Origin of the sequence: Hungatella effluvii (genome assembly GCF_003201875.1) — a bacterium.
Lineage (GTDB): Bacteria > Bacillota > Clostridia > Lachnospirales > Lachnospiraceae > Hungatella > Hungatella effluvii.
On sequence record NZ_QJKD01000001.1, the window covers coordinates 722,397 to 747,266 of the forward strand.

Annotated in this window: 24 protein-coding genes and 1 riboswitch; of the genes, 6 read left to right on the top strand and 18 right to left on the bottom strand. The window is 48.4% G+C overall.

Annotated features, from left to right (window positions below; translation table 11 throughout):
• Positions 1-25 precede the first annotated feature (25 nt).
• The 4 genes from DFR60_RS03055 to DFR60_RS03070 all read right to left on the bottom strand — a co-directional run bounded on the left by DFR60_RS03055 (position 26) and on the right by DFR60_RS03070 (position 4,451).
• On the bottom strand, positions 26-1,963 hold the full coding sequence (locus tag DFR60_RS03055) for an ABC transporter permease (RefSeq protein WP_110321559.1): 1,938 nt from the start codon (positions 1,961-1,963) through the stop codon (positions 26-28).
• 11 nt (positions 1,964-1,974) lie between these two features.
• Positions 1,975-2,655, bottom strand: a complete 681-nt coding sequence (locus DFR60_RS03060; protein WP_110321560.1) for an ABC transporter ATP-binding protein — start codon at positions 2,653-2,655, stop codon at positions 1,975-1,977.
• Positions 2,656-2,770: 115 nt separating this feature from the next.
• Complete coding sequence (locus DFR60_RS03065) at positions 2,771-3,778, bottom strand: sensor histidine kinase (RefSeq protein ID WP_110321561.1); 1,008 nt, start codon at positions 3,776-3,778, stop codon at positions 2,771-2,773.
• Position 3,779: 1 nt separating this feature from the next.
• The gene (locus DFR60_RS03070; protein WP_110321626.1) at positions 3,780-4,451 is read right to left on the bottom strand and encodes a response regulator transcription factor; all 672 of its coding nucleotides are present in this window, start codon (positions 4,449-4,451) and stop codon (positions 3,780-3,782) included.
• Positions 4,452-4,585: 134 nt separating this feature from the next.
• A riboswitch (TPP riboswitch) is annotated at positions 4,586-4,688 on the top strand.
• 49 nt (positions 4,689-4,737) lie between these two features.
• Between DFR60_RS03070 and thiT the strand changes: the two genes are divergently transcribed.
• The gene (gene thiT, locus DFR60_RS03075; RefSeq protein WP_110321562.1) at positions 4,738-5,409 is read left to right on the top strand and encodes an energy-coupled thiamine transporter ThiT; all 672 of its coding nucleotides are present in this window, start codon (positions 4,738-4,740) and stop codon (positions 5,407-5,409) included.
• Between the two features lie 82 nt (positions 5,410-5,491).
• Here thiT and DFR60_RS03080 read toward each other — a convergent pair whose 3' ends face one another.
• The 4 genes from DFR60_RS03080 to DFR60_RS03095 form a co-directional block, all read right to left on the bottom strand.
• Positions 5,492-5,752 (bottom strand): hypothetical protein, encoded by a 261-nt coding sequence (locus tag DFR60_RS03080; protein WP_110321563.1) that lies wholly within the window; start codon positions 5,750-5,752, stop codon positions 5,492-5,494.
• 94 nt (positions 5,753-5,846) lie between these two features.
• Positions 5,847-6,686: a bifunctional 5,10-methylenetetrahydrofolate dehydrogenase/5,10-methenyltetrahydrofolate cyclohydrolase gene (locus DFR60_RS03085; RefSeq protein ID WP_110321564.1), complete on the bottom strand. Its 840-nt coding sequence runs from the start codon at positions 6,684-6,686 to the stop codon at positions 5,847-5,849.
• Positions 6,687-6,746: 60 nt separating this feature from the next.
• The gene (locus DFR60_RS03090) at positions 6,747-7,373 is read right to left on the bottom strand and encodes a cyclodeaminase/cyclohydrolase family protein (protein ID WP_110321565.1); all 627 of its coding nucleotides are present in this window, start codon (positions 7,371-7,373) and stop codon (positions 6,747-6,749) included.
• 69 nt (positions 7,374-7,442) lie between these two features.
• Entirely contained in the window at positions 7,443-7,973 is a 531-nt protein-coding gene (locus DFR60_RS03095) for a PadR family transcriptional regulator (RefSeq protein WP_110321566.1), read from the bottom strand.
• A gap of 124 nt (positions 7,974-8,097) precedes the next feature.
• On the opposite strand from DFR60_RS03095, the gene DFR60_RS03100 reads away from it, so the two are divergent.
• The gene (locus DFR60_RS03100) at positions 8,098-9,450 is read left to right on the top strand and encodes an MATE family efflux transporter (RefSeq protein ID WP_110321567.1); all 1,353 of its coding nucleotides are present in this window, start codon (positions 8,098-8,100) and stop codon (positions 9,448-9,450) included.
• Between the two features lie 164 nt (positions 9,451-9,614).
• On the opposite strand, the gene DFR60_RS03105 is transcribed toward DFR60_RS03100, so the two are convergent.
• Entirely contained in the window at positions 9,615-10,535 is a 921-nt protein-coding gene (locus DFR60_RS03105; RefSeq protein ID WP_110321568.1) for a helix-turn-helix domain-containing protein, read from the bottom strand.
• A gap of 232 nt (positions 10,536-10,767) precedes the next feature.
• Here DFR60_RS03105 and DFR60_RS03110 point away from each other — a divergent pair, with 232 nt between their 5' ends.
• Positions 10,768-12,402, top strand: coding sequence for a SulP family inorganic anion transporter (locus DFR60_RS03110; RefSeq protein ID WP_110321569.1), 1,635 nt, complete (start codon positions 10,768-10,770; stop codon positions 12,400-12,402).
• A gap of 13 nt (positions 12,403-12,415) precedes the next feature.
• Here DFR60_RS03110 and DFR60_RS03115 read toward each other — a convergent pair whose 3' ends face one another.
• From DFR60_RS03115 to argC, 7 genes are all read right to left on the bottom strand, one after another.
• A complete protein-coding gene (locus tag DFR60_RS03115) occupies positions 12,416-13,750 on the bottom strand; it encodes an ATP-binding protein (RefSeq protein WP_110321570.1) in 1,335 nt (444 codons plus the stop codon).
• A gap of 243 nt (positions 13,751-13,993) precedes the next feature.
• A complete protein-coding gene (locus DFR60_RS03120) occupies positions 13,994-15,202 on the bottom strand; it encodes an aspartate aminotransferase family protein (protein WP_110321571.1) in 1,209 nt (402 codons plus the stop codon).
• Positions 15,192-16,088: an acetylglutamate kinase gene (gene argB / locus DFR60_RS03125; protein WP_002601157.1), complete on the bottom strand. Its 897-nt coding sequence runs from the start codon at positions 16,086-16,088 to the stop codon at positions 15,192-15,194. Before argB ends, DFR60_RS03120 begins: the two co-directional genes overlap by 11 nt.
• Positions 16,079-16,462: a DUF6483 family protein gene (locus tag DFR60_RS03130; protein ID WP_110321572.1), complete on the bottom strand. Its 384-nt coding sequence runs from the start codon at positions 16,460-16,462 to the stop codon at positions 16,079-16,081. The genes argB and DFR60_RS03130 overlap by 10 nt, the downstream gene beginning before the upstream one ends.
• A gap of 44 nt (positions 16,463-16,506) precedes the next feature.
• Entirely contained in the window at positions 16,507-17,730 is a 1,224-nt protein-coding gene (gene argJ, locus DFR60_RS03135) for a bifunctional glutamate N-acetyltransferase/amino-acid acetyltransferase ArgJ (RefSeq protein WP_110321573.1), read from the bottom strand.
• Between the two features lie 338 nt (positions 17,731-18,068).
• Positions 18,069-18,515, bottom strand: coding sequence for a GNAT family N-acetyltransferase (locus DFR60_RS03140; protein WP_110321574.1), 447 nt, complete (start codon positions 18,513-18,515; stop codon positions 18,069-18,071).
• A 54-nt stretch (positions 18,516-18,569) separates the two neighbouring features.
• Positions 18,570-19,610, bottom strand: coding sequence for an N-acetyl-gamma-glutamyl-phosphate reductase (gene argC, locus DFR60_RS03145; RefSeq protein WP_110321575.1), 1,041 nt, complete (start codon positions 19,608-19,610; stop codon positions 18,570-18,572).
• 450 nt (positions 19,611-20,060) lie between these two features.
• Here argC and DFR60_RS03150 point away from each other — a divergent pair, with 450 nt between their 5' ends.
• Complete coding sequence (locus tag DFR60_RS03150) at positions 20,061-21,290, top strand: argininosuccinate synthase (RefSeq protein ID WP_110321576.1); 1,230 nt, start codon at positions 20,061-20,063, stop codon at positions 21,288-21,290.
• Positions 21,291-21,412: 122 nt separating this feature from the next.
• On the opposite strand, the gene DFR60_RS03155 is transcribed toward DFR60_RS03150, so the two are convergent.
• Entirely contained in the window at positions 21,413-21,964 is a 552-nt protein-coding gene (locus DFR60_RS03155) for a helix-turn-helix domain-containing protein (RefSeq protein ID WP_110321577.1), read from the bottom strand.
• A 150-nt stretch (positions 21,965-22,114) separates the two neighbouring features.
• Here DFR60_RS03155 and DFR60_RS03160 point away from each other — a divergent pair, with 150 nt between their 5' ends.
• The gene (locus DFR60_RS03160) at positions 22,115-22,696 is read left to right on the top strand and encodes a LysE family transporter (RefSeq protein ID WP_110321578.1); all 582 of its coding nucleotides are present in this window, start codon (positions 22,115-22,117) and stop codon (positions 22,694-22,696) included.
• Between the two features lie 8 nt (positions 22,697-22,704).
• On the opposite strand, the gene DFR60_RS03165 is transcribed toward DFR60_RS03160, so the two are convergent.
• A complete protein-coding gene (locus DFR60_RS03165; RefSeq protein ID WP_110321579.1) occupies positions 22,705-23,592 on the bottom strand; it encodes a patatin-like phospholipase family protein in 888 nt (295 codons plus the stop codon).
• 223 nt (positions 23,593-23,815) lie between these two features.
• Here DFR60_RS03165 and DFR60_RS03170 point away from each other — a divergent pair, with 223 nt between their 5' ends.
• On the top strand, positions 23,816-24,601 hold the full coding sequence (locus tag DFR60_RS03170; protein ID WP_025531749.1) for an NYN domain-containing protein: 786 nt from the start codon (positions 23,816-23,818) through the stop codon (positions 24,599-24,601).
• Positions 24,602-24,870: the final 269 nt, after the last annotated feature.

Consider the following 24,870-nt stretch of genomic DNA (forward strand, 5'->3'; position numbering starts at 1 on the left):
CGCAGAATTGGAACTTCTATTCATACTATACCATTGTATCATCCTTTAAAAGATCCATTAAATTTCCCTTACAGATTTTCATGGCTCCAACCGTATAGGCCAGCCCGACAAAAAACATAACGAATGCAGTAAACATTAAGACAGGAACAACCGGAGCTTTCTTAAGATAGTCTGTCAGAGAGATTCCGCTGGCATTCACAGCCATCATTACCAGAGGAATATTGACCAGAAGGCTGAAGAGCAGCGGATTCAATGTTATAATAAGCGATTCTGTCAGCAGTATTTTTTTCACGCCGCGATAGGAGAGACCGACTGACATATATCTTGCAAACTCCTTTTTTCTCTGGTATATCTGCCCCAGCGCAACGGAAAATACATTGGATAAACCAATACTGGAAAACAGAACTGCCAGAAATCCCATAAAAAGCCGCAGGCCATCTCGTTTGATACGTTCCGTGCGTTCTTCCTCCAGACGGCTGTCCAGCGTATAATGCGTTTTTCCGGTAAGCAGTGTCCGGATATCGGAAAGTACTTCGTCATGCTTCTGCTCCGATACGGTTTTTATGTTGAAATACACGGACCGGGCAGGAAATTGTTTTTTCAACTTTTCATAGTCGTGTTCCGATATCACCAGCGTTAATGCATACTGCTGCAGCTGCTCCTTCCAGTCCGGAAGTGTCTCTGTAAACAAAGCGATGGTCACAGGAATCCCGCTGTTTTCCCCTGAACCATCCTTCAGTTCCAGTGTGACCGGGTGATCCTCCTTTAGAAATGGTATATATGTTTTATTCCTCCAGCCGCTGTTTACGCTGTCCCAGATTAAATTAACCGCTACTGCCTGCTGCTGTGCCAATGCCGGGTCCGCCGTATTGCCGTAATATTCTGCAAAGCTTTCATGATCCAGCACATAGACCGGTATGTCTACCAGATAATTGCCGTCGTCACTCTTTATAATCTGGTCATTGAGATTCCCGATCCCTGTCTCCTTTAGTTGACTGCTGAATAATTCCTCTGGAAGAGCTGCCTGTGCCTTAAACCTCCGGTAGGTCAGACAGCTTTTTACTCCTTCTATTTTTGTAATTTCATCGGTAAGACCGCTGTCAGCCCCCTCCCTCTCGTCGATGCTTAACAGAAAATCCCATTTGTCGCGGTACTGATTAAAATACGTATCCTCTGTAAATATTCCGGATATCGTCTCAAGATTTAAGAAACTGATAAAGGCAAAAAAAGAAAGACCAAGAGACAGCGTTGTCGTGCGAAATGCCTTCCTTCTCGCATAAATGGATTTTCTCGCCAGTTCGCCGCAGCAGCCAAATAATGCCGAGAAAATCCGGAACTGACGCATTCGCTCCACTGGTGCTTCTGTACCGTATTGTATTGCCTCCAGCGGTGATATCAGGCTCAGCTTCCTGGCGGGAATCCACGCGGAAAGCCTTACAGTAAGATAAGAAAATACAATGGCTCCTGCCGAAAGAGCAGGCCGGTACCGAAACCATAAGTCATATTCTCTAAAACTGTCTCCTATTACATAAAAAAACTTCCATACCCCATAACTGAGCCCGACACCGGCCAGGGTTCCCACCGCCAGCGGAACCAGTGACAGTACCACGGCTTCACTAACCAGCACCGATTTAATCTGTGCCGGCGTCGCGCCTACGCTCTGCAGGATGCCCAACTGATGCATCCTGGCATTCATCGTGACTTCAAATGCATTATGAAGCATCAGAATCAAAGAGGTGCTCGCTATAATCAAAATAAACAAATACGCAACAATCAGCGGAGTAACCGCCTCATCTACCGATCCTGTCTGCAGAAAAAGCTGGTATTTCTGATCCATCCACAGGTTATAAAAGAATACGCTGAGAAACGAGAGCAGCATGGAAGCGAGGAGTGCGGACGCCATGATAAAAATACCGGCTGCCTTATTATGCTTCATATAATGGACCGAATATATTCTCCACATACCATACCTCCTTACCGGATTTTCTCATCCGAAGCAATTTTCCCGTCTTCCAGGCGGATCAGCCTGTCCGCCTGCAAAGCGATATTCTCATCGTGGGTAATGAGAATCAGCGTCTGTCCATACTTCCGGTTGGAATGCTTCAGCAGTTCCGTAATCTCCTGGCTGTTTTTGCTGTCCAGATTCCCAGTAGGCTCGTCTGCCAGTACCAGCGCGGGAGCATTAATTAAGGCGCGTCCAATGGACACCCGCTGCTGCTGGCCTCCGGAAAGCTGCCTGGGCAGATGGTTTTTTCTGTCCTCCAGCCCCAGAACCTCAAGCAACTCCTCAAGCCTCTCCTCATTCACCTTCTGCCCGTCCAGTTTCAGCGGGAGCACCATATTTTCCACAACATTAAGGACAGGGATCAAGTTGTAAAACTGGTAAATCAGCCCTACCTGTCTGCGCCTGAATATAGCCAGTTCTTCCTGGTTCTTTGTATAAACTGATTTTCCGTCAACGTAAATTTCTCCGGATGAGGGCCGGTCTACACCGCCAATTAAATGAAGAAGCGTGGATTTCCCAGAACCCGATTGTCCAACTATAGCGACAAATTCCCCTTTCTGCACAGATAAGGACAGGTTCTGCAAAGCATCTACCCGGCTCTCGTCTTTCCCATACACCTTGCATAGCTTCTCTATTCTTAAAATCTCCATAGCGTTCCTCCTTACTTTTTCCGATAGTATACCATGAACCCGGTGACGCGTCCGTGACTGTTTCATTACAATTTTGTCACTGAATGAATCTCCCGGCAATCGAAAAGGGAGCTGTTCAGACAGCCCCCTTATAGAAACGAATTGTAAATTTAGCTCCGCCCTCCCTGCGGTTTTCCACCTGAATCGTGCCGTTCTGCCGATGAACAATCATACGTGAAAGTGCAAGCCCGATTCCGACATGATCCGTTCCGGAATCTTTTCCCCTGTAGAAACGCTCAAAAAGATGGGGAATATCCTCCAAAGCAATGCCTGGTCCTGAATCAGCAATCACAAGTTCCGTATAGACTGGATTTTCGTCTCCATAGATTTCCAGCTTTCCCTTCTCAGGCATGTGCTCCACACAGTTCTTGATCACGTTTCCTACCGCTTCTGCGGACCAGTATAAGTCCCCTGTAAATCCTGTGTTCTCCTTTATGGACACTTTGCACGTAATCTCTTTTAAATCTATCAGGATATCCACCGGACTTAATGCTTTTTCCACCACCTCTGCGGCGAAAATCCGTTCACTCTGAACAACAGCCGTTCCTGACTCCAGCCTGGCCATTTTTAACAGAGAAGCGACCAGCCACTCCGTCCGTGACAGCAGCCCAATGACTTCCCCGACGTATTTCCGTCTCTCCTCCGAAGTCAGTTCTTCCCGCTGCAGCCTTGGTACAATCATGCGCATCGAAGTCAGAGGAGTCCTGATTTGATGTGAAATATCCGCCAGGGAATCGCTCAAATATCTGGCCTCCTGCTCCAGAGCATCCGCCTGCTCCTTCAACCGCAGGGTCACCTTATAGATTTCACTTGTCAGGAGGGCCAGTTCTCCCTCCTTATCCGGAATCAGATCCATACGGTAATCACCATGCAGAATACGGTCCAGCTGGTAATTTAACTCCGAAACAGTATCGTATCTCTTTTTTGTAAATGCCAGGTACCTTACAGCGCAGACCATACTTACGAAAAGAACATACACTGCAAAGACTGGGTGAAACAATGCAGCTCCCGCCGCCGCAGCCAGCGTAAAAAAGAACTGGAAACGAAAAACTTCTTTTACCTCCGGATTTCTCAGCAGTCCCATATCAGTCTCCCAACCTGTAGCCCAGCCCGCGAACCGTCTTTATGATAGCCGGATTTGATGCATCCGTCTCTATCTTATCACGAAGCCGTTTGATATTAACGGTCAGTGTATTATCATTCACATAATCCCCGGCAATGTCCCATAGTTCCTCAAGCAGCCGCCCCCGCGACAGCACCTGGCCGGGATGGTTTAAAAAGACCAGCAGCAGCCGGTATTCCAAAGCAGAAAGCAGAATGTCCTTTCCACTTTTACTGACAGAAGCTTTTACCGCATCCACTCGCAAATCTGATATTTGAAATACCGCCGGGCTCTTCCCATACCTTCTAAGAGCATTTTTAATCCTCGAGACCAGCTCCAGCGGCTTAAATGGCTTGGACACATAATCATCCGCCCCTAAATCAAACCCAGTCACGATACTCGCTTCATCACCCATAGCTGTCAGAAAAATTACGGGAATATCCCCTTTTCGTTTTATCACATTACAGAGAGAATATCCATTTCCATCCGGCAGTGCAACATCCAGCAATACCAGATCAAAAGTTTCCCTTTCGATCGCCTCCAGCGCGGCCTTCCGTCCAGACGCAGAAAAAGATGCAAATCCCTCTTCACTCAACAGGATGATCAGATTTTTTACAATCTCAGTATCATCTTCCACAATTAGAATTCTGCTCATTTCCTCCACTCCCTCTGTCAAATTTTTATGCTCCTGTCTATTGTACCATGGAGGGGAGGATTTGTCCCCTTTCATTCTGCTTGACACTTTACGTATTTTGCGATATACTCACACACGTAAAAATAAAACAGAAAAAGACACGCTAGGGGAGCCAATTGGCTGAGAATGGAATTTTTTACATGACCCTCACTACTTGAACCGGACAATGCCGGCGTAAGGAAGCAGTATGATCCATACTTCATCAAAAGTAGTCCCCTCCTGTGTGTAAACAAAGGAGGATTTTTTTATGTCATTTTTCTTAACCTACGCGGCGGACAGCGAAGAGTATTTACTGAAGCCCGCCGGCTATGGCCTGCTCATCATTTTGCTGGCCGCACTGTTATTTGTCATCTATAAGCTGGGGAAAGTATCCCTTAAGACGCAGAAGATGCAGACGAAACAGCTTGTTACCTGTTCCGCAGCCATGGCTCTCGCAGTCGTGACTTCCTACATCAAGGTGGCGTCCCTGCCCTTCGGCGGCTCCATCACCTTATTTTCCATGATGTTTATCTGCCTGATCGGTTACATCTACGGAGCAAAAACCGGCCTGATCACCGGAATGGCCTACGGAATCCTGCAGTTTCTCATCGAACCGTATATCTTCGCTCCGCTTCAGGTGCTTCTCGACTACCCGATGGCCTTCGCCGGACTGGGACTGGCCGGGCTTTTCAGTTCGAAAAAGCATGGTCTGATCATTGGTTATCTCTTCGGTATCTTCAGCCGTTATATCTGCCATGTGCTCTCCGGCTACATATTCTTTGCCGCTTATGCACCGGAAGGTATGAACCCATTTTTATACACGCTGGGATATAATGCCACCTACATCGTACCGGAAGCAATCGCAACCGTTGTTATTCTCAGCCTGCCGCCAGTGGCAAAGGCAATTGCGCAGGTGAAAAAGCAGGCGATCAGTTCTTAAACCGGTTCTATTCATATTATAAAAAGAAGGTAAGGGCTGCGCCGTGTGGCGCAGCCCTCTTACCTTCTTTTATCTTGTCTTACTATGCTAATTGCTGCAGCTTCTCACTATGTTTCGAAATCACCTTCTTCATGATTTCTACATCAGCCTCCAGAGCTGATATTTTTGCCGCTTCACGTTCATAACGCTTAGCCGCAGGAACATAGTTTTCTGCCAACAGCCTTAGCTGTGGTTTAATATCATTCTCTATGTCAAGTTTAATATTCTGAATGTCATTTTGTAGTGGCTCAAGCTTTGCATCGAGTAATCCCGATATCGCAAGCAGTAATTCATTATCTACCATAAAATCACCCTATCCTTTTTTGGCTGCCCGATATGCTATGGAGAAATTATAACATTTCAGCAAGCTTGCTGCAAGGTCATTTTATATTTTTCATTCACCCTTTTCTCGCTGCCGCCATCACCAGATGCTTCGCAAGCACGGCCGTCGTTACCGCGCCGATGCCTCCCGGAACCGGCGTCGCCATGGAAGCGGTTCCTTCCAGCGTCTCGAAATCCACATCTCCGCAGAGTTTTCCGTTCTCATCCACATTGATGCCCACATCGATCACCACCGCGTCTTTTCCCACGCTCTCTTTATCAAGCATCTTTGCCCGGCCCGCTGCCGCCACCAGAATTTCGGCGTTCCGGCAGGTCTCTCTTAGATTCACAGTCCGTGTGTGGCAGATGGTAACTGTGGCATTTTCTTTCAACAGAAGCATGGACAGCGGTTTCCCGACGACCATGCTGCGGCCCACGATCACCGCCCGCTTTCCGCTGATCGGAATCTCAAAGGCTTTTAATGTCTCCACCACCGCCTCCGCGGTACATGGCGCATACCCCGAGCTGTCCCCGGCAAACACCTTTGCGATATTTTCCGGTGATATTCCGTCTAAATCCTTTTCCGGATCGATCATGCGCTCAATCTCTCTCTCGTGGATCTGCTTCGGCAGCGGACGGAGCAGGAGAATCCCATCGACCTCCGGATCCCCGTTGATCTTCTGGAACTCCGCCTTAAACGCCTCATCACCAATGTCCGCGGGATAGGCATAGACTTCAGCGGAAAGGCCAAATGCCGCCATCTTCTTCACCGCCCCCCGCTCATACGACAAATCGTCCGGATTCTCACCCACACGGACGATGGCAAGCTTCGGTATCCTGCCGCCGCACTGTTTCAGCATCTCCGCTGTCTGTTCCTTTATCTTTGCAGAAACCTCTGCACCTTTTAATGTAATCATCCGTTTAATCCTCTCATTCCCGCGCTGTCAGTCTGTATCTTCCTTTTCTGGCGGCACGTCTCAGCGCAGCGCGTTTTCCACCTTATGATAGACCGCATCTGCCGCTGCTGTCCCGGACCGCATCATCTCGTCTGCATGCCGGTTCAGTTCCTCTGCCTTCTCCCTGTCTTTCATGGATTTCGTATTGATCCATACGTTCATGACAGCGCCGGTTAAGGCCGTTCTGATAAACTGCACGCCCACGCCCACGTCGCTGACCGCCATCCGGCTCCCCTTTTCCGCCAGAATATCCATGATATCCAGAGCCTTCCGCGCATCTTCCATCACGTGAAGCGGAACGAGACTCGCCGTCAGGAGATGGCCCTCCAGCACTTCGGCCTTTCGTTTTTTCTCCTCATCCGTAGTACCTGGCAGACCGTAGGCTGCAGCCAGAGGTGCGAACACCCGCGCATCCTCGTCGGCCAGATGAAGAAACTCTGCTTTCAGAGTTTCCAGCTGCTCTAAAAGCTCCTTCATCTCCTCCTCCACGTCCGCATATTTTTTCTTGCCGAGAGTCAGATTAATCACCATCTGCCCCAAAGATACCCCTGCTGCACCGCCCAGCGCAGCCGCACCGCCGCCGCCGGGAGTCGGTTTCTTCGATGATAATTCCGCCAGAAATTCTTCTGTCACCATTTCCTTTATCATAATTTCCTCCATTCCTGTGTGCTTCACCAAGTGTTTCCAGTATACCATAATCAGGAAATTCGTGAAAGGCTATTTTTCCATGCTCTCATTCAGAGACGTAATCCATGCTTCGATCGCCTCCGCCAGGATATACTGCTGCTGCAAAACAGCCATGCCCGTTTCCGGTATCCCCGGTGTATTTCCCTTTCGGTCAATATTCTCTTCCAGATACGCCTTCAGGATCTTCACATTGCTCTCGATCCTGCTTAAGCATTCCTGCTGTTTTTCCTGAGACAGGCTGGTTAAATTTACGATTACCGCATTGAAATCCAAAAATATATGGATCGGGCCGGACGCGATCTCCAGCATAAGCTTTTCGAATTCCTGCTCTCCGGCTTCGGTCAGGGTATAGACCGCCTTCTCCGCCATTTTCCCCTCTTTCACCATGCTGCTCTGGATATAGCCCTTCTCTTCCAGCTGAATTACTTTTTTATAGATGGAAGGCGTACTGATTTTCACCCACCGCGAGATATTGCGGTATTCCACCAGCTTCTGAATATCATAGGCACTTAAGGATTCCTTCTTCAGAATTCCCAATACGATCAGATCTATGGTCGCCATCATGTCCTCCTTATTTCCGCTTGACATATACTATAAATTATAGTACTATGTCTTCACGGCCGCATTTACTATACTTTATAGTACTATATTTTACATTTTGTGTCAATAGAAGGGAGAATGAATCATGAATGAACGTAACAGTAAAATGGAACTGCTAGGCAGCGCTCCAATACCAAAAGCGCTTTTAGCAATGGGGCTTCCCACTATGATCGGCATGATGATCAATGCGCTTTACAATCTGGTGGACGCCTACTTTGTCGGAGGGCTGGGAACCAGCCAGATGGGGGCGATCTCTGTCGCATTTCCCCTGGGACAGGTTGTCGTGGGACTGGGCCTGCTATTTGGAAATGGTGCCGCCTCCTATATCTCCCGATTGCTTGGTCACGGGGAAACGGAGACTGCGGACCGGGTTGCCAGCACGGCGCTTTTCAGCAGCATCTCCGTCGGCGCAGCTATAATTATCTGCACGATCCTCTTTCTAAGACCGATCCTGCGGCTCCTGGGCGCTACGGAAAGCATTCTTCCCTATGCGGAAATCTACGCAGGCATTTACGTCGTCTCGTCCATCTTCAATATTTTCAATGTCACCATGAACAATATCGTAACCAGCGAGGGGGCCGCAAAGACCACGATGTGTGCGCTTCTGACAGGCGCTGTGTTAAATATGGTTCTGGATCCTGTTTTCATCTACGTCTTACACCTGGGAGTCGCCGGCGCCGCAATTGCCACAGCCATCTCCCAGATCGTTTCCACGGCAGTTTATCTCTGCTATGTGTTCAGAAAAAAGAGTGTCTTCAGCTTCAGCATAAAAAAATGCTGCTTCTCATCAGAAATTATGTCAGAAATCCTTAAAATCGGAATTCCTACACTGGTTTTCCAGCTGCTGACCAGCCTCTCTGTCACCCTGATCAACTTAAAGGCAAGACCATACGGCGATTCCGTGATTGCCGGTATGGGAGCCGTAACGAGAATTATTTCCATGGGAAGCCTGATGGTATTCGGCTTTCTGAAAGGCTTTCAGCCGATTGCCGGATACAGCTATGGGGCGAAAAAATATGACCGCCTCCATGAGGCGATCAAAACTTCTATAATATGGTCAACCATCTTCTGCGCGGTCTTCGGGTTGGGGATGGCGCTCTGTTCCACGGCCGTCGTCTCCCAGTTCACGAAAGGCGATGTGCAGATGATCGAGATCGGCCGGCGTTCGCTGGCGGCAAACGGTATTTCTTTTCTGCTCTTCGGTTTCTATACCGTCTATTCTTCCCTGTTCCTCTCTCTGGGAAAAGCGAAAGAAGGCTTTATACTCGGTGCCTGCAGACAGGGAATCTGCTTTGTGCCTGTCATACTGCTTCTCCCATTCCTCTGGGGAATAAACGGCATTCTCTACGCCCAGCCGGCTGCAGATATTATCTCTGCCATAATCACCGTGTTTATGGCGGTGCGGCTCCACAGGGAACTGAACAGAGCAAGGCCTTAGCTTTTGTATCTACACGCAGAGCAGAATGCCGGGAAGCCATAGAACGATTCGATTCTGGCGCCACCGGCATTCTGCCTGCTTCAATTTTCCCGTCCTGCACTGCCCCATGGATTTATTCCCGCGGGCAGCCAGCCCGGTACCATGACTCCGTGTGCATCACAACACTACTTTTTCAAATATCTTTCTGCCAGATCGTCAAACTCCATACGGCATTTTACCTTTCCGCACTCCGCAGCCATGGGGCCGAATACTTCCAGAGTCATTTTCGCACGCTCCTTCCATGTGGCCGGATCGACGAAATCAATGGTTCTCATATTGTGAAGCCGGTCGGCCAGCGCGATTAAGACCACCCGCTCATCACAGCTTACGTATTTATCAAATGCTCTGTATTCCTTCAGAATCTCATTCATGGCCGGTGTGACAGCCGGGTCAGACAGATACGTTTCCGGCTCATCTGCCATTTCCCAGATATCATGAAGCAGACCGGCACAGACCGTGTCCTCATCGGCCCCCATATCCGCCAGAATCAGTGCGGTATTAAGGGGATGCGTCACATAGTCGTCCCCCGAACGGCGTTTTTTCCCTTCGTAAACCCGTTCGGCCAGCTCGTAAACGGCCTCCAGATGTTTTTTCTCATACTCCGTTCCGGCTTCGTACAGCACCTCAAAAAGCAGTGCATAAATTTCGTTTGGCAGTGCGTGAACCGGCGTTTCTCTCAGATAAAGTCCCATATTCTCCCAGTCTCCTTTCTCTAAAGCCTCTCCGACATGAAATGCACGGAGGAGTGCGGGAGAATACCCAAATTGTGCACGAAAGGCCCTGGTGAAGCCGCTGTGCGTCTCATAACCGTAATCCAGCGCGGTATCCAGGATTTTTCGCCCTTCCCGTATTTCCCTGGCCGCTCCGAACAGGCGCTGCTGTTTTACGTAGTCCATCAGGGTAACCCCCATCTCCTCCCGGAACATCCGGGAAAAATGGAAGGCCGAATACCCGAACTGTTCTGCCAGCCCCTGTACCGACAGCGGCTCCTTCGCATGCGACCGGATATATAATGCGCACTCCATAAGGATATCTTTCTGTCCCAACACTCTCACTTCCTTTTCTCGTGTCCCACGTGGTAGCTTTATTATACCCGATCGATCCGGCCGGCGCTGTTCCGCGATTGCTGAAATCTTTATCGCATCATGCGATTCCTGTATTTTTTTTAGTCCCTGTTCCTATTCCATTGATTTCCTGTTCTTCTTCTGATATACTCATCTCGGTTTCAGGAAGCTCTGCCTGAAAACTACAAAACAAAGAGAATGGGACACGATAACAATGATTAAGAATTACGTATCACAACTAAAATCTGAATTTCAAAACTACAATGGCGCTGACTGCATGAAAGATCTGATGGCCGGGCTTACGGTCGCGGCGGTTGCACTGCCTCTGGCGCTTGCCTTTGGCGTAAGCAGCGGATCCACAGCCGCGGCCGGCCTCGTTACCGCCATTATTGCAGGTCTCGTCATCGGCGCACTTTCCGGCGGATATTACCAGATATCCGGTCCTACGGGCGCCATGGCCGCCATTTTAATTTCCATAATCGCCCAGTATGGAATGCAGGGCGTTTTCACTGCGACACTGATCGCCGGGATTCTGCTGGTTCTGTGCGGGATCTTTCATATCGGCAGGCTGACAAGCTTCATTCCTGCACCTGTTATCACTGGCTTTACATCCGGTATTGCCGTCATCATCGCACTGGGACAGATCGACAACTTCTTTGGAGTTACCTCCGAGGGCTCCAGCGCCGTCGTGAAACTCCTAAGCTATGGACATCTGGGCTTCCCTGTCAATATACAGGCGGCGGGCCTGGGATTCTTCGTTGTCCTGTTTATGGTTTTCTTTCCTAAGAAATGGAACGCGGTGGTTCCCGCCTCTTTTTTGAGCATTATTCTTGCGACCATTCTGTCCGTAAGCCTGAAGCTTGACATCCAGACTGTCGGCGCCATCCCGAAAACACTCTTTCTGGACACCCGGTTAGATTTAGCTGCCATTACGCCTGCAAATCTCAGCGGATTAATCGGACCAGCCGTCAGTATCGCCATGCTGGGAATGATCGAAAGTCTTTTGTGCGGAGCCAGTGCCGGTAAAATGGCAAATGTCAGGCTGAACAGTGACCAGGAGCTGGTAGCACAGGGAATCGGCAATATCATCCTTCCATTTTTCGGTGGAATCCCCGCCACAGCGGCCATCGCTCGTACCAGCGTCGCATGGAAATCCGGCGCCCGCACAAGGCTTACCGGTATCTTCCATGCGCTGGGGCTCCTGGCCTTCATGTTTATCCTCGGACCCGTGATGGCAAAAATCCCGCTGTCCGCCCTCGCCGGCGTGCTGATGGTCACCGCTTTTCGCATGAACGACTGGCAGGAAATCAGGTATATTTTCTCCCATCATTTCAAGGGAGCCGCCGCCAAATACATCATCACCATGGCTGCCACAATCGTATTTGACTTGACAACCGCAATCCTGATCGGCGTCGTCACCGCATTGGTTCTCCTCGTCAGCCGGCTGGCAAACATCGAGATAAATTATGAAAAGGTGGATATGGACCGGGTCCGCAGCACAGATGCGGCTCTTGCAAAGGAATACGACAACGCAGTCGTCGCCTATCTGACCGGCGCTGTCATCTTTGCCAATACTCAGGCAATCGAAGAAATAGATGCCTGTACGAAAGACTATGACACAGTGCTGCTGTCCATGCGCGGCGTTTCCTATATGGATATCTCAGGAGCGATTGCATTTATGCACGTCCTGTCAGATTTACAGGCAAAGGGAAAACGCATTCTTTTATGCGGCGTTCCAGGCAGCACAATGGCGATGCTGAAACGCTCTGATATCTATGATATGATTGGTGAAGAGAACTTTTACTGGAGCGTGGAAAAAGCGATTTTACATAGGGAAGGCTTACATTGAGCCTTCCTTATCTTTATGCTTCTTTGCCTTTATGCTTTCTGTTCTCTCTGATTACTCCTTCCATTTCTCCTACCGCAAATAATGGGAGGTTAAGCAGCCTTTCTTCTGCGCGGTAATCTGCCATGGACACACGCAGGGCCAGTTCCGGCAAAAATTTCTCCCTGTATGTTTTCAGACTCTTTGCCCTTAAATTAACTTCTGCTTTCACTTCCAACGGCACAACGGTTTCTCCATTATCGACGAGAAAATCGATTTCACAGGAACCACGATCATTTGTATAGTAGTAAATATTCAAATTCGGAATCGCTGCAAGCTGCTGCATTACATACTGTTCGGTCAAAGCACCTTTAAACTCTGCAAACAACTCATTTCCGTCAAGCAGGGTTCTCTGCCCCAGGCCAGTCATACAGCCCAGCAGACCTACATCTAACATAAAAAGCTTAAATGCCTTCAAATCCTCATAGGCCTTCAGTGGAAGACCGGGCTTTGTGACACGGCTCACTTTATGAATAAGGCCGCAGTCAGAAAGCCACATAATCGCAGTTTCATAATCTTTTGCCCGCCCTCCTTCCCGGACAAGTCCATAAACAAATTTTTTATTTTCCTTTGCCAGCTGAGACGGTATGCTGTTCCAGATCATACGGATTTTTGGCACAATTTCATTGGGCGCGTGTTTGGAAAAGTCCTGTTCATAAGCAGTCAGAATAAGCTGCTGCACCCTTCTCACCTCACTAAAATCCTTATTTTCGGAAAAATGTAAAACGGCCTCAGGCATTCCGCCCACAAAATAATAATACTTCAGGGCATCGATAAAAGTCTGCTTAAATGCTGTAATCATAGAAAAATCATGAGAGGACAGCAATTCGGCAAAACGGCCGCTGCCCTCTGCCATTAAAAATTCTTTAAATGACAGCGGATACAGTTTTAAAAAATCCACTTTACCTACCGGAAATGATGTTCCGCCGTGTAATGCTATTCCCAGCAAAGAGCCTGCGCAGATAATGTGGTACTGTGGTGCGTTTTCACAGAAATATTTGAGGCTGGCGAGGGCCTTCGGAACTTCCTGTATTTCATCAAAGATAAGCAATGTATTAGATGGTTCTATCTTCCTTCCGGCATAAAGTTCCAGCCCCAGTATCAGACGGTCAGTATTTAAATCTTCTGCAAATAACGCCGCCATTCTGGAGTTAGAGTCAAAGTTAATGTAGACGGTATCCTGATAAGCCTCTTTTCCAAATTCTTTCATCAGCCATGTTTTTCCAACCTGGCGCGCCCCCTCGATCACTAACGGCTTCCGGTATTTATTTTTTTTCCATTGATAAAGACTTTCTATTGCCTCACGGTACATAAGTTCCTCCTATGAAAAATTCGATATCTACTTAATAAGTATACCCGTTTTTACAAAAAATGCAACGTAACAAAGATACTTTTAACATTTATATCTATGTATTTTTGAATATAGTCACACTTTTTACAGTCATCTTTATAAGATTTTAATACCAAAAACAGTGGAATGGATGCTTACCATAAAAATGAAACGTGATTGGCGAACACATATTTTTTGTGTCCGGCAATCACGTTTCATTTTCTTCTATTCCAACACAGCCGTCAGCCGCCTGACCATCTCATCCACATGCTCTCTCTCTATAATAAGCGGCGGTACAAATCGAATAATATTGCTTCCCGCGCTGATTAACACCAGTTTTTCTTCGAGAAGCGCCTTCTGTACGATGGGACCGACAGGCATTTGGAACTCCAGCCCCTGCATCAGCCCCCTGCCTCGGTGGCCGGTAATGCAGTCAAACTGTGCAGCCAGTTCTTCCAGCTTCTCCCACAGATAGCCGCCCACTGAATTCACGTGATCTACAATCCCGCGTTCTTCGAAAATACTTAACACCGCGCTGGCCGCCGCCGTTACCAGCGGATTTCCTCCATAGGTGGTGCCGTGGTCTCCCGGGACCATAGCCGAAGCCGCTTTTCCGGAAGCCAGAAATGCGCCCACCGGAACGCCGTTTCCAAGCGCCTTGGCCACAGTCATGACATCCGGCTTCACACCGTACTGCTGCCATGCAAACATGGAACCGGTACGACCCATACCGCACTGGATCTCGTCGAGGATCAGCAGCATGTCGTGTTCATCACACAGCGCACGGACTCCCTTTAAGAATTCCTCTTCCGCGGGATAAATGCCTCCCTCACCCTGAACGGTCTCCATAATAACCGCGCACGTATTCTCATGAATCAGCGCCTTCACGCTGTCCAGATCGTTGAAATCAGCGAATTTGATCCCCGGGATCAGCGGCTTAAACGGCTCCTGGTAATGGTCATTTCCTGTGACAGACAAGGCCCCCAGGCTTCTTCCGTGGAAGGAATGGCGCATGGCAATGATCTCGTGGACACAGCCCTCTCCCCGCTTCTCTTCGGCCGCCTTATTGTAGGCGTACCTTCTGGCAATTTTCAGAGCGCCCTCAATGGCTTCGGTCCCGCTGTTGGTAAAGAACACCTTATCCATGCCGGAAGCCGTCAGGAGCTTTTCTCCCGCTTCGATGGAAGGCACATTATAAAATAAATTAGAGGTGTGCAGAAGCTTATCTACCTGGGCCTTCACCGCCTCATTGTACTGTTTATCGTTATATCCCAGTCCCATAACCGCGATGCCCGCTCCGAAATCGAGATATTCTTCCCCTTCCGTATCGTAAAGAGACACACCGTCCCCATGGTCAAAAATGACCGGATACCGGTTATACGTCTTATAAAATTCCTGTTCCGCCTTTTGAATATATTCCTGTTTATTCGGCATGGTAATACCTCTCATCTCCCGAATTGATAATCGCAGTTCCAATACCTTTATTTGTAAAGATCTCCAGCAGAAGACAGTGCGGAATCCGTCCATCCATAATATGTACTCTGGAAACGCCCTGCTTCATGGCATCGATACAGTTCTGAAGCTTTGGAAGCATTCCTCCTCCGAGTGTTCCGCTGCTCACAAAATTCAGCGCCTCATCAATAGTCATTTCCGAAATTAGAGATTCTTTGTCCTCAAAATCTCTGTAAACACCTTCGACATCCGTTAAAAATGCCAGCTTCTCCGCCTTCATGGCCGTCGCAATGGCGCAGGCCGCGTCGTCCGCATTGATATTGTACGTCTTAAATTCTTCGTCAAATCCCACAGGACAGATGATCGGAAGGAAATCCTTTTCCAGAAGGTCATAGATAATCTGCGGATCCACTCCGGTGATATCGCCCACATAACCGATATCCTCGCCGTCCGCGTATCTCTTTTTACACTGCAGCATCATGCCGTCCTTGCCGCTGATACCGACCGCCTTCACGCCCAGTTCATTCACCAGCTGCACCAGGCTCTTGTTCACCCGGTTAAGCACCATCTCGGCGATTTCCATGGTCGGTTCGTCCGTCACACGCAGACCGTTAATGAACTGCGGCTCCATTCCCACTTTGCCGACCCATTTGCTGATTTCCTTGCCGCCGCCATGGACGATAATCGGTTTAAAACCTACCAGCTTTAACAGAACGACGTCCTGAATCACATGCTTCTTCAGTTCTTCATCCACCATGGCGCTGCCGCCGTATTTTACGACGATAATTTTCCTGTTAAAACGCTGAATATATGGAAGCGCCTCTATCAGGACTTCCGCCTTCTGCATGATGCTTTGATCTAAATCCATTTTTCTGCTCCTCCCAAATCGACTCCAAATTCTTTACCCAAATGCTCGATTCCCTCATTAATCTCTTCCCTGGAATACTGATGCGAATCGAGAAATTCATCATCGTATTCATTTAAATGCAGATAAAATGACGCCGCCATTTCGAAATACTCGGAACTCCTGTCCTCCAGTTCATCGAGCAGGATATTCTCCGCCTCGTTGATCTGACCTGCATCCGCCATGGTGATCAGCTTCTTGTACAGATTGTCAATTACTGTAAATTCCTCATCTTCCGGCAAAACGTAATTGATATCGTCTTTTCCGAGAATAAGGCGGGCCAGAACTCTCGCCATATCCTTTATCATCCGCATTACGTAATCATCTTTTACAGCCATCGTTCATTCTCTTTTCTCACAAAATATCAGCACTGCGTTTTCTGTCAGGAACGGTAATCCGCGTTTATTTTCACATAGTCAAAGGTCAGGTCACAGCCCCACGCCGTAGCCGAACACGGTCCCATCTTGATATCGGCCGTGGCTGTCACTTCCGGTTCGGAGAGGATCTTTGTGGCCTCCTCCTCGCTGTAGGGAAGTGCCACTCCATTTTCAATAATCTGGAGTTTTCCCGCCGCGCTCTCGAAATATAAATCTACTGACTCCGGGTCGAACTGGGCTCCGGAGTAGCCCATGGCGCAGAGGATCCTGCCCCAGTTTGCATCATGGCCAAAGATAGCGGCCTTTGTCAGGCTGGAGGTGATAACCGATTTAGCCAGCGTCACCGCCTGTTCCTTCGTCTCCGCCCCCACAATTTTCACTTCGAACAGGGCCGTACATCCTTCTCCGTCGCCAGCCATCTTTTTGGCGAGCGTCTCATTGATGATGTTTAATGCCTTTACAAATGCCTCATAGTCTTCATTTTTCTCTGTAATCTCCGGATTCTCCGCCATTCCGTTGGCCAGCAGAAGCACGGTATCGTTGGTGGAGGTATCTCCGTCAACGGAGATCATGTTGTACGTGTCCTTGATATCCTCACGGAGCGCTTCCGTCAGAAGCTCCTTCGATATGGCCAGATCCGTGGTCACAAAGCTCAGCATGGTGCACATATTCGGGTGGATCATACCGGAACCTTTACACATACCGCCGATGGTCACCGTCTTTCCTCCCACCGAAAACTCCACAGCCACCTCTTTATTCACCGTATCGGTGGTCATAATCGCCTTCGATGCGGCGGTTCCGCCCTCCAGGGTGTCGGAAAGCTTCGGAGCCATGGCTCTGATTCCAGCCGTAATACGATCCATGGGAAGCTGCATGCCGATCACACCGGTAGAAGCCACGAGAACTGCATTTTCCGGTATTTGTAAAGTCTCCGCGGCCGCCTTCGCCGTCTCCATACAGTACCCGTACCCTTCTGCTCCAGTACACGCATTGGCGATTCCTGCATTTACCACGATGGCCTGCGCATACGGAGAACCGGCTACGACCTCCTGATCCCATTTTACAGGCGCCGCCTTTACGATGTTCGTCGTAAATGTTCCCGCCGCCTTACACGGCTTCTCACTGTATATCATTGCCATATCCATGCGGTCTTTATACTTGATTCCCGCAGCCGTCGATGCGGCCGAAAATCCCTTTGCAGCAGTTACGCCGCCGTCTATCTTCTTCATCCCTTAAATTCTCCTCTCCTTCATCTTATGGTTGCCATTCACGGCCCCGCCTGCCCTGCACTGTCCGGTCTGGCCCTGCCGGCTGACGCGGCCTTTCCGGTGACTTTGCAGGGGATTAGCAATTCTTAACGCGCAGAGTTTTTCGTTCAGGGGAAATCCCCACCTGTTTGAGCGCCAGCGAGTTTGGGGATTTCCCCTGGTTTTTAGAAAAATTCTGCACGTTTAGAAGTGCTTATCCCCGAAACCGGAACCGGAAAGGCCGCGTCAGCCGGCAGGGCCAGACCGGACAGTGCAGGGCAGGCGGGGCCGTGAATGGCAACGTCTCATGAGCACTCCTGTTACTCAATGAATCTGGTAATATTTTCTTCATTCAATGTGAAATCATAGTAATTCAAGTCTTCCCGGAACGTCCATCCGACTTTTCTCCAGAATTTGTTTCCGATTGTATTGGATTTAAATGCAATCAGGCTCACCTTGTTGATTCCTTCCGCCTTCAGCGCCTCCATGGCCGCCAGCGCCATCTGATGGCCGATTCCGTGTTTTCTGTATTTTTCAGCTACACAGACATGGTACATACAGCCTCTCCGCCCGTCATGGCCGCAGAGGATCGCTCCAATCACCATTCCGCCATCTTCCGCCACCACGCTGGTAGATGGATTTCTCTTTAAAAACTTCTCCACGCCTTCTCTGGAGTCATCTAACGTCCTGATTCCAAAGCCTTTGATTTCAGACCATAAATGCCAGACCTGGTCGTAGTCGTCTATCGTCATTGTCCTGATTGTCATACGCTCTTCCCTTACTCTTTCCTCCCATATTCGCAGCGAGTACTCCCACAACCGTTACGGAAACATGGGAACCAGCTTAAGCCCCTGATTCTCCGGAAGGCCAAACATGATGTTCATATTCTGAATCGCCTGTCCTGCGGCTCCCTTCACCAGATTATCCATGGCTCCCATCATGACCACGCGGTTTGTTCTCGGATCAATCTTGAAGTTCACATCCACAAAGTTGCTTCCTTCCACCCATTTCGTCTGAGGCGCCTCGTCGCGGCTGAGCACTCTCACGAAATACTCGTTCTCGTAATATTTATCGTAAATGGCCTTTACCTCTTCATATGTAACGCTCTTAAGCAGCGTCCCGTAAGCCGTCACGAGAATGCCCCGGTTCATGGGAACGAGATGCGGTGTAAAGCTGATGGTCACAGGCTTTCCTGCCGCAAGCGAAAGCTGTTCCTCGATCTCCGGCGTGTGGCGGTGAACGCCGACACCGTAGGCCTTAATGCTCTCATTAACCTCGCAGTACAGGTTATCGACCTTGGCCCCGCGCCCCGCGCCGGAGGTTCCCGACTTTGCATCGATAATCACCGTATTCGGATCGATCAGTCCCTCCTTCACCAGCGGATAGACCGACAGGAAGGAGCAGGTGGGATAACAGCCCGGATTGGCAATCAGACGGGCGCCTTTGATCTTTTCCCTGTTGATTTCCGGAAGTCCGTATACCGCTTCCTGAATATATTCCGGTGTCTTATGTTCTATATTATACCATTTCTCATACACCGCCACATCCTTGATCCGGTAGTCGGCGCTTAAATCAATCACCTTAGCTTTTGATAATACCGCTTCATTCATGAGAGACGCACAGAATCCCTGGGGCGTGGCCGTGAAAATGACATCGGCCTGTTCTGCCAGCGCTTCCATATTATCATCCATACACGCGTCATCTACAAACTGCACCATATTTTTAAATACCGACGCGTATTTCTGGTCCACATAGCTTTTGGATCCATACCATGTAATTTCCACATCGTCTCTCTGCAAAAGCAGCCTTGCAAGCTCACCGCCTGCGTATCCGGTTGCTCCCATGATTCCTGCTTTAATCATAATTATTCTCCTCTTTTATCGGTATTACCGTATTGATTTGCCGGCTTTCTATATTACCCTGCCCTGATTTGCCCTGCCTTGATTATAGTAACTTTCCTCTCGAAATAAAAGTACCTTTTTCTGTTTTCTGCATTCTTTTTTATACAGCCTCACCCGATGATCTGTTTTCTCCGGTGATGATAGTTCATAATTATACATTGTAAATGCATATTATGCAAGTTTTTTTTGATATTTTTTATTTTATGCTTGCATTTTCCATAATAATGGTGTATATTTATGAAAGTTCAGGAAGCCAGGAAACAGATCCGTAAGGCTTTCAGGAAATGTTCACGATCTATATTTGTCACTGCACTAAGCTCGAAAATACCTCGCTAAGTGCCAGTGACATGTATCGCACGTAAGCGTCTACAAGACAGGCGCTAAGTGCTCATAACAAGGAGGAATCTTAATATGAAAGAGAAAGTTATTTTAGCCTATTCAGGCGGACTCGACACGACTGCTATTATTCCGTGGTTAAAGGAAAATTTTGATTATGAAGTTGTCTGCTGCTGCATCGACTGCGGTCAGGGCAACGAGCTGGAGGGCCTTGAGGAAAGAGCCAAATTATCCGGCGCTTCCAAATTATACATAGAAGATTTAGTTGATGATTTCTGCGACAACTACATCGTTCCATGCGTTCAGGCCAATTCCATATATGAGAATAAATATTTACTGGGCACCTCCATGGCTCGTCCGGCCATCGCCAAGAGGCTGGTTGAAATCGCCCGCAAGGAAGGCGCTACCGCCATCTGCCACGGCGCTACCGGAAAAGGAAACGACCAGATCCGTTTCGAACTGGGCATCAAGGCTCTGGCTCCTGATTTAAAGATTATCGCTCCATGGCGTATGACCGATGTATGGACCATGCAGTCCCGTGAAGACGAGATTGAATACTGCAGGCAGCACGGTATCGACCTTCCGTTCTCCGCAGACAACAGCTACAGCCGTGACAGGAACTTATGGCATATCAGCCATGAAGGTCTGGAACTGGAAGACCCGGCCAATGAACCGAATTACGATCATTTACTGGTTCTCGGCGTTTCTCCCGAGAAGGCTCCGAATGAAGGCGAATACGTTACCATGACCTTTGAAAAAGGGGTACCGGTCAGCGTAAACGGCGAAGCAATGAAGGTTTCCGATATCATCCGGAAATTAAATGAACTGGGCGGCAAGCACGGCATCGGCATCGTTGATATCGTAGAAAACCGTGTAGTAGGCATGAAGTCCCGCGGCGTCTATGAGACTCCCGGCGGAACAATCCTGATGGAAGCTCATCAGCAGCTGGAAGAGCTGGTGTTAGACCGCGCCACCATGGAAGTCAAAAAAGACATGGGCAACAAATTTGCTCAGATCGTATATGAAGGAAAATGGTTCACTCCTCTCCGTGAGGCAGTGCAGGCTTTCGTGGAATCCACGCAGCAGTACGTAACCGGCGAAGTGAAATTCAAGCTTTACAAGGGCAACATTATTAAGGCCGGCACCACAAGCCCATACTCCTTATACAGTGAGTCTCTCGCGTCCTTTACTACCGGCGACTTATATGATCATCACGACGCCGACGGCTTCATCACCTTATTTGGCCTCCCATTAAAGGTCCGTGCCATGAAGATGCAGGAGCTGGAGAAAAAGAACGGGAAATAAAACGGAATGGAAATATCAGTTTATTTCCCAAAAACAGCAGAATATTAATACAGTCAAACGGAGCAGGCATCCATGTCTGCTCCGTTTTTATCCATTTATTTCCCGCACAGCGATCAAACTGCTTAAGGATTATAAAGAATCATATGCAAAACCGCTTTCTCAGTCCCTGTATTTCTGTATGAATGCGGATTGTCTGCCTGAAACCGTATGCTTTCTCCTTTTACGACCGAAAAAGTCTGCCCCTCCACATAAATGGCAATCCTTCCTTCAAATACAGTAATAAACTCTGTTGTCCCCTTCAGATGCGGATCTGATTCCCAATAGCTGTCTTCATCCAGTTCCAGATAATAAACTGCAAATCTGCGATTCTCATCATCCGGAAAAATGGAATAGTTTTTAACCTTTCCACTATCTTCCAAAAGAGGCTGTACTTCTGAAGTCCTGACTATCTCATATGCACGTTCGGGGCGCACGGTAAGGGCGTCAAACGGAACCTTCATGCCATTTGAAATCTTCCATAATGTAGACAGCGTGGGATTACCTTCCTCCCGTTCAATCTGGGCAAGCATACTCTTGCTCACACCGCTCAGTTTAGAAAGTTCTTCCATACTAAGCTTATTCTCTTCACGAAGCCGTTTAATATTTTTAGCAACAATCGTGTTCATTGGGTCCATAAAAACTCCTCCTTTCCATTGACATTATATCGCACTTATTATATTATTATATCGTACATGTGCAATATATTTTTCATCTTATATTATTATATAGTTCATTCCGCGATTTGTAAAGAGAAAATGAATGTTCAAAGAATAAGGAGGTTTCATATGTTCCGTTTATATGATTTTCTGATTTACTGTTTCATTACCGCTTATACGCCTGGGGCTAATAATCTATTGTCTATGAGCAACGCCGTACGGCTCGGTTTTCGAAGGAGCCTCCGTTTTAATTTCGGCATCCTTGCAGGCTTCTCGGTCGTCATGGCTGTCTGTACCATTTTCAGTGCTGCGCTTTACTCCCTGCTGCCCAAAGTAAAGCTTGTCATGCAGATTGCAGGAGGAGCCTATATGCTGTATCTTGCATGGAAGGTTTTTCGAAGTACTGCCGATTTAGATACCGACAGAAAAGACGAAACCGGTTTCTTCTCGGGCATGATCCTGCAGTTTGTCAATCCTAAAATATATATTTATGCAATTACCACGATGTCACTCTATATTCTTCCTGTCTTTCACTCAATAGGAGCACTGGCAGGATTCGCCGTACTGTTGTCGCTTATCGGTGCCTCCGGTTCCTTCGTATGGGCATTGTTCGGGGCTGTCTTCTGTAATTTTTTCTCCAGACATACAAAGGCTGTCAATCTGGTTATGGCGCTCTTACTTGTTTACTGTGCTGTTGCACTGTTTTTATAACGGATGATCTATCGGCTCTCCAGTGCATGTTTAATCAGCTTCATCCACCTTTTCGTATAGTGGTATCCTTCCTCCATACAGCTTTCCATATATTCAAAGGTCAGAAGGCCGGCCCCCGTTTTTAGCTCTGGCTTCAGCAGAAAGATTTCTCCGCTGGACCTGCATTCCTTTAACTCTCTGCTCATAATAGAAAAAGAATGGGAGGCAATTTCCAGAATGGACGTATCATGGGGAGTCTTATAGTCTGCGCCGATGTCCACTGCGAGCACCCGCTTCACACCGGCGGCCATCAGCAGGTCAACAGGAAGATTATTCGTAACTCCCCCGTCTACCATACAGTAACCGTTTATTCTCCGGGGCTGAAAAACGGCAGGCACGGAAGCGCTGGCCATCATAATTTCACAGAGCTGTCCTTTTCTCTCCCATCTCACGTTCTCCTGGCGCCGGGCGGCATCGGTAATTCCGCCTTCCATCAGGTTCGTAAATGCAATGGTATCTCCGCTTTTCAAGTCTACGGCCGGGATCAGTACCTTGCGTGTTAACTCTTCGATAGCGGCCCCCTCTGTCAGCTGACACAGAAAGTGCATCAGTCTGTTTCCCTTAAGCAGTCCTGTAAGCGATACCTCCTGTCCGGTAAAAAACTGCGGTAAAAGTTTGATAATTCCGATAATGTCCGGATCAAGAAATCTCTTTCCGTGCCGTGACATCCACTGCACCACTTCCTTCATCATCCCAAGGTCCACTCCCGCCCCATAGATTCCAGCCACAATTCCGCCTGCGCTGGTTCCGGCTGCGATGTCCGGCAGCAGTCCTTCCTCCTCCAGCGCCAGCAGGACTCCCACATGGGCCGCCCCTCTGGTTCCCCCTCCGGCAAACGCTATCCCATAATCCGGCATGTCTTTTCCTCTTTGCTATCTGTCCAGGTTTTCAAGATAATGTATGCGGGAATGGGATGTTTCATGAGTCAGGGTTCACCGCTTAGCTTTATGATTTCCTGAAGAATATCCTTGCAATTGTCCCCGTCCTCTGGTATTCTAATTCTATCAGCCATATTCTGGCATATCTATTCATCTTCCGTTTTCTTAAACGGTCTAATACCACATCTGAAGGAGAATCCCTATGAACGAAGCTATGTTGAAAACATGTATGGAGCAATGCAATTCTACGTCTGAAAATGTAGGCATTTTTGTCGACTTTGACAACATCTATTACAGTCTGAAGGAATACGGTGTCAATCCCGAAGCGCCTGAATACTGCGTCTTTTCGCTGATGGAGCGAATCTATTCCATTAACAAGATCAGAACCCTGCGGGCCTATGCCGATTATGACCAGGTAGGCGTATCCTTAAAACATCTCCAGGAAATGCGGGTACAGATTAAGAACGTCTATGGCAATGGTCTGGAAGAAGAGTACCGGAAGAACGCCTCCGACATTGAACTTTCCGTGGATGCCCTTGAAATCTACTACCGTTCTCCCGAAATCGATACCTTCGTCTTCCTCACTTCCGACAGCGATATGATTCCCATCATGAGCCGCCTCACTTATAAAGGAAAGCACATCCACCTATTCTGCATCGATGATCACACCTCCCATTATCAGGATATTTCCCGATTCTGCCATTTCAAATGCGATCTGCTTACCCTCTTTGAAATTGATCCCCAGCGAAAGAACCCGGAATTCTGGACAGACCGTGCTCTGACCGAGATTTCTGCCTGGTATTCCGTCAGAAAGAACAGCGACATGATGCTGGGCGGTAAATGGCTGAACAGGCTTTTGTGTGAGAAACTTCAGATCTCATCCCGTGCCGCCAGCCGCATCATCACCTATTTAAAGGACAATAATCTAATCCGTGAAACCTCCAATTCCGCAGGCCACACCGGCTTTTTTCCCGCTTCCTCCCTTTAAGCGAACTTGTAAGTCAAAAGTAACAGTTCACTCCCCATCAGGGGCACCGCAGTCCAGTTCGGCCGGGCAGGCGTCCTCAGCCTTTCCTGTGACTTTGCAGGGTATTAGAAGTTCTTAACGCGCAAAATTTTTCGTTCAGGTGAAATTCCCACTTGTCTGAGCGCAGCGAGTTTGGGAATTTTACCTGGTTTTTAGAAAAATTCTGCACGTTTAGAACTTCTTATGCCCGAAACTGGAACTGGAAAGGCTGAGGACGCCTGCCCGGCCGA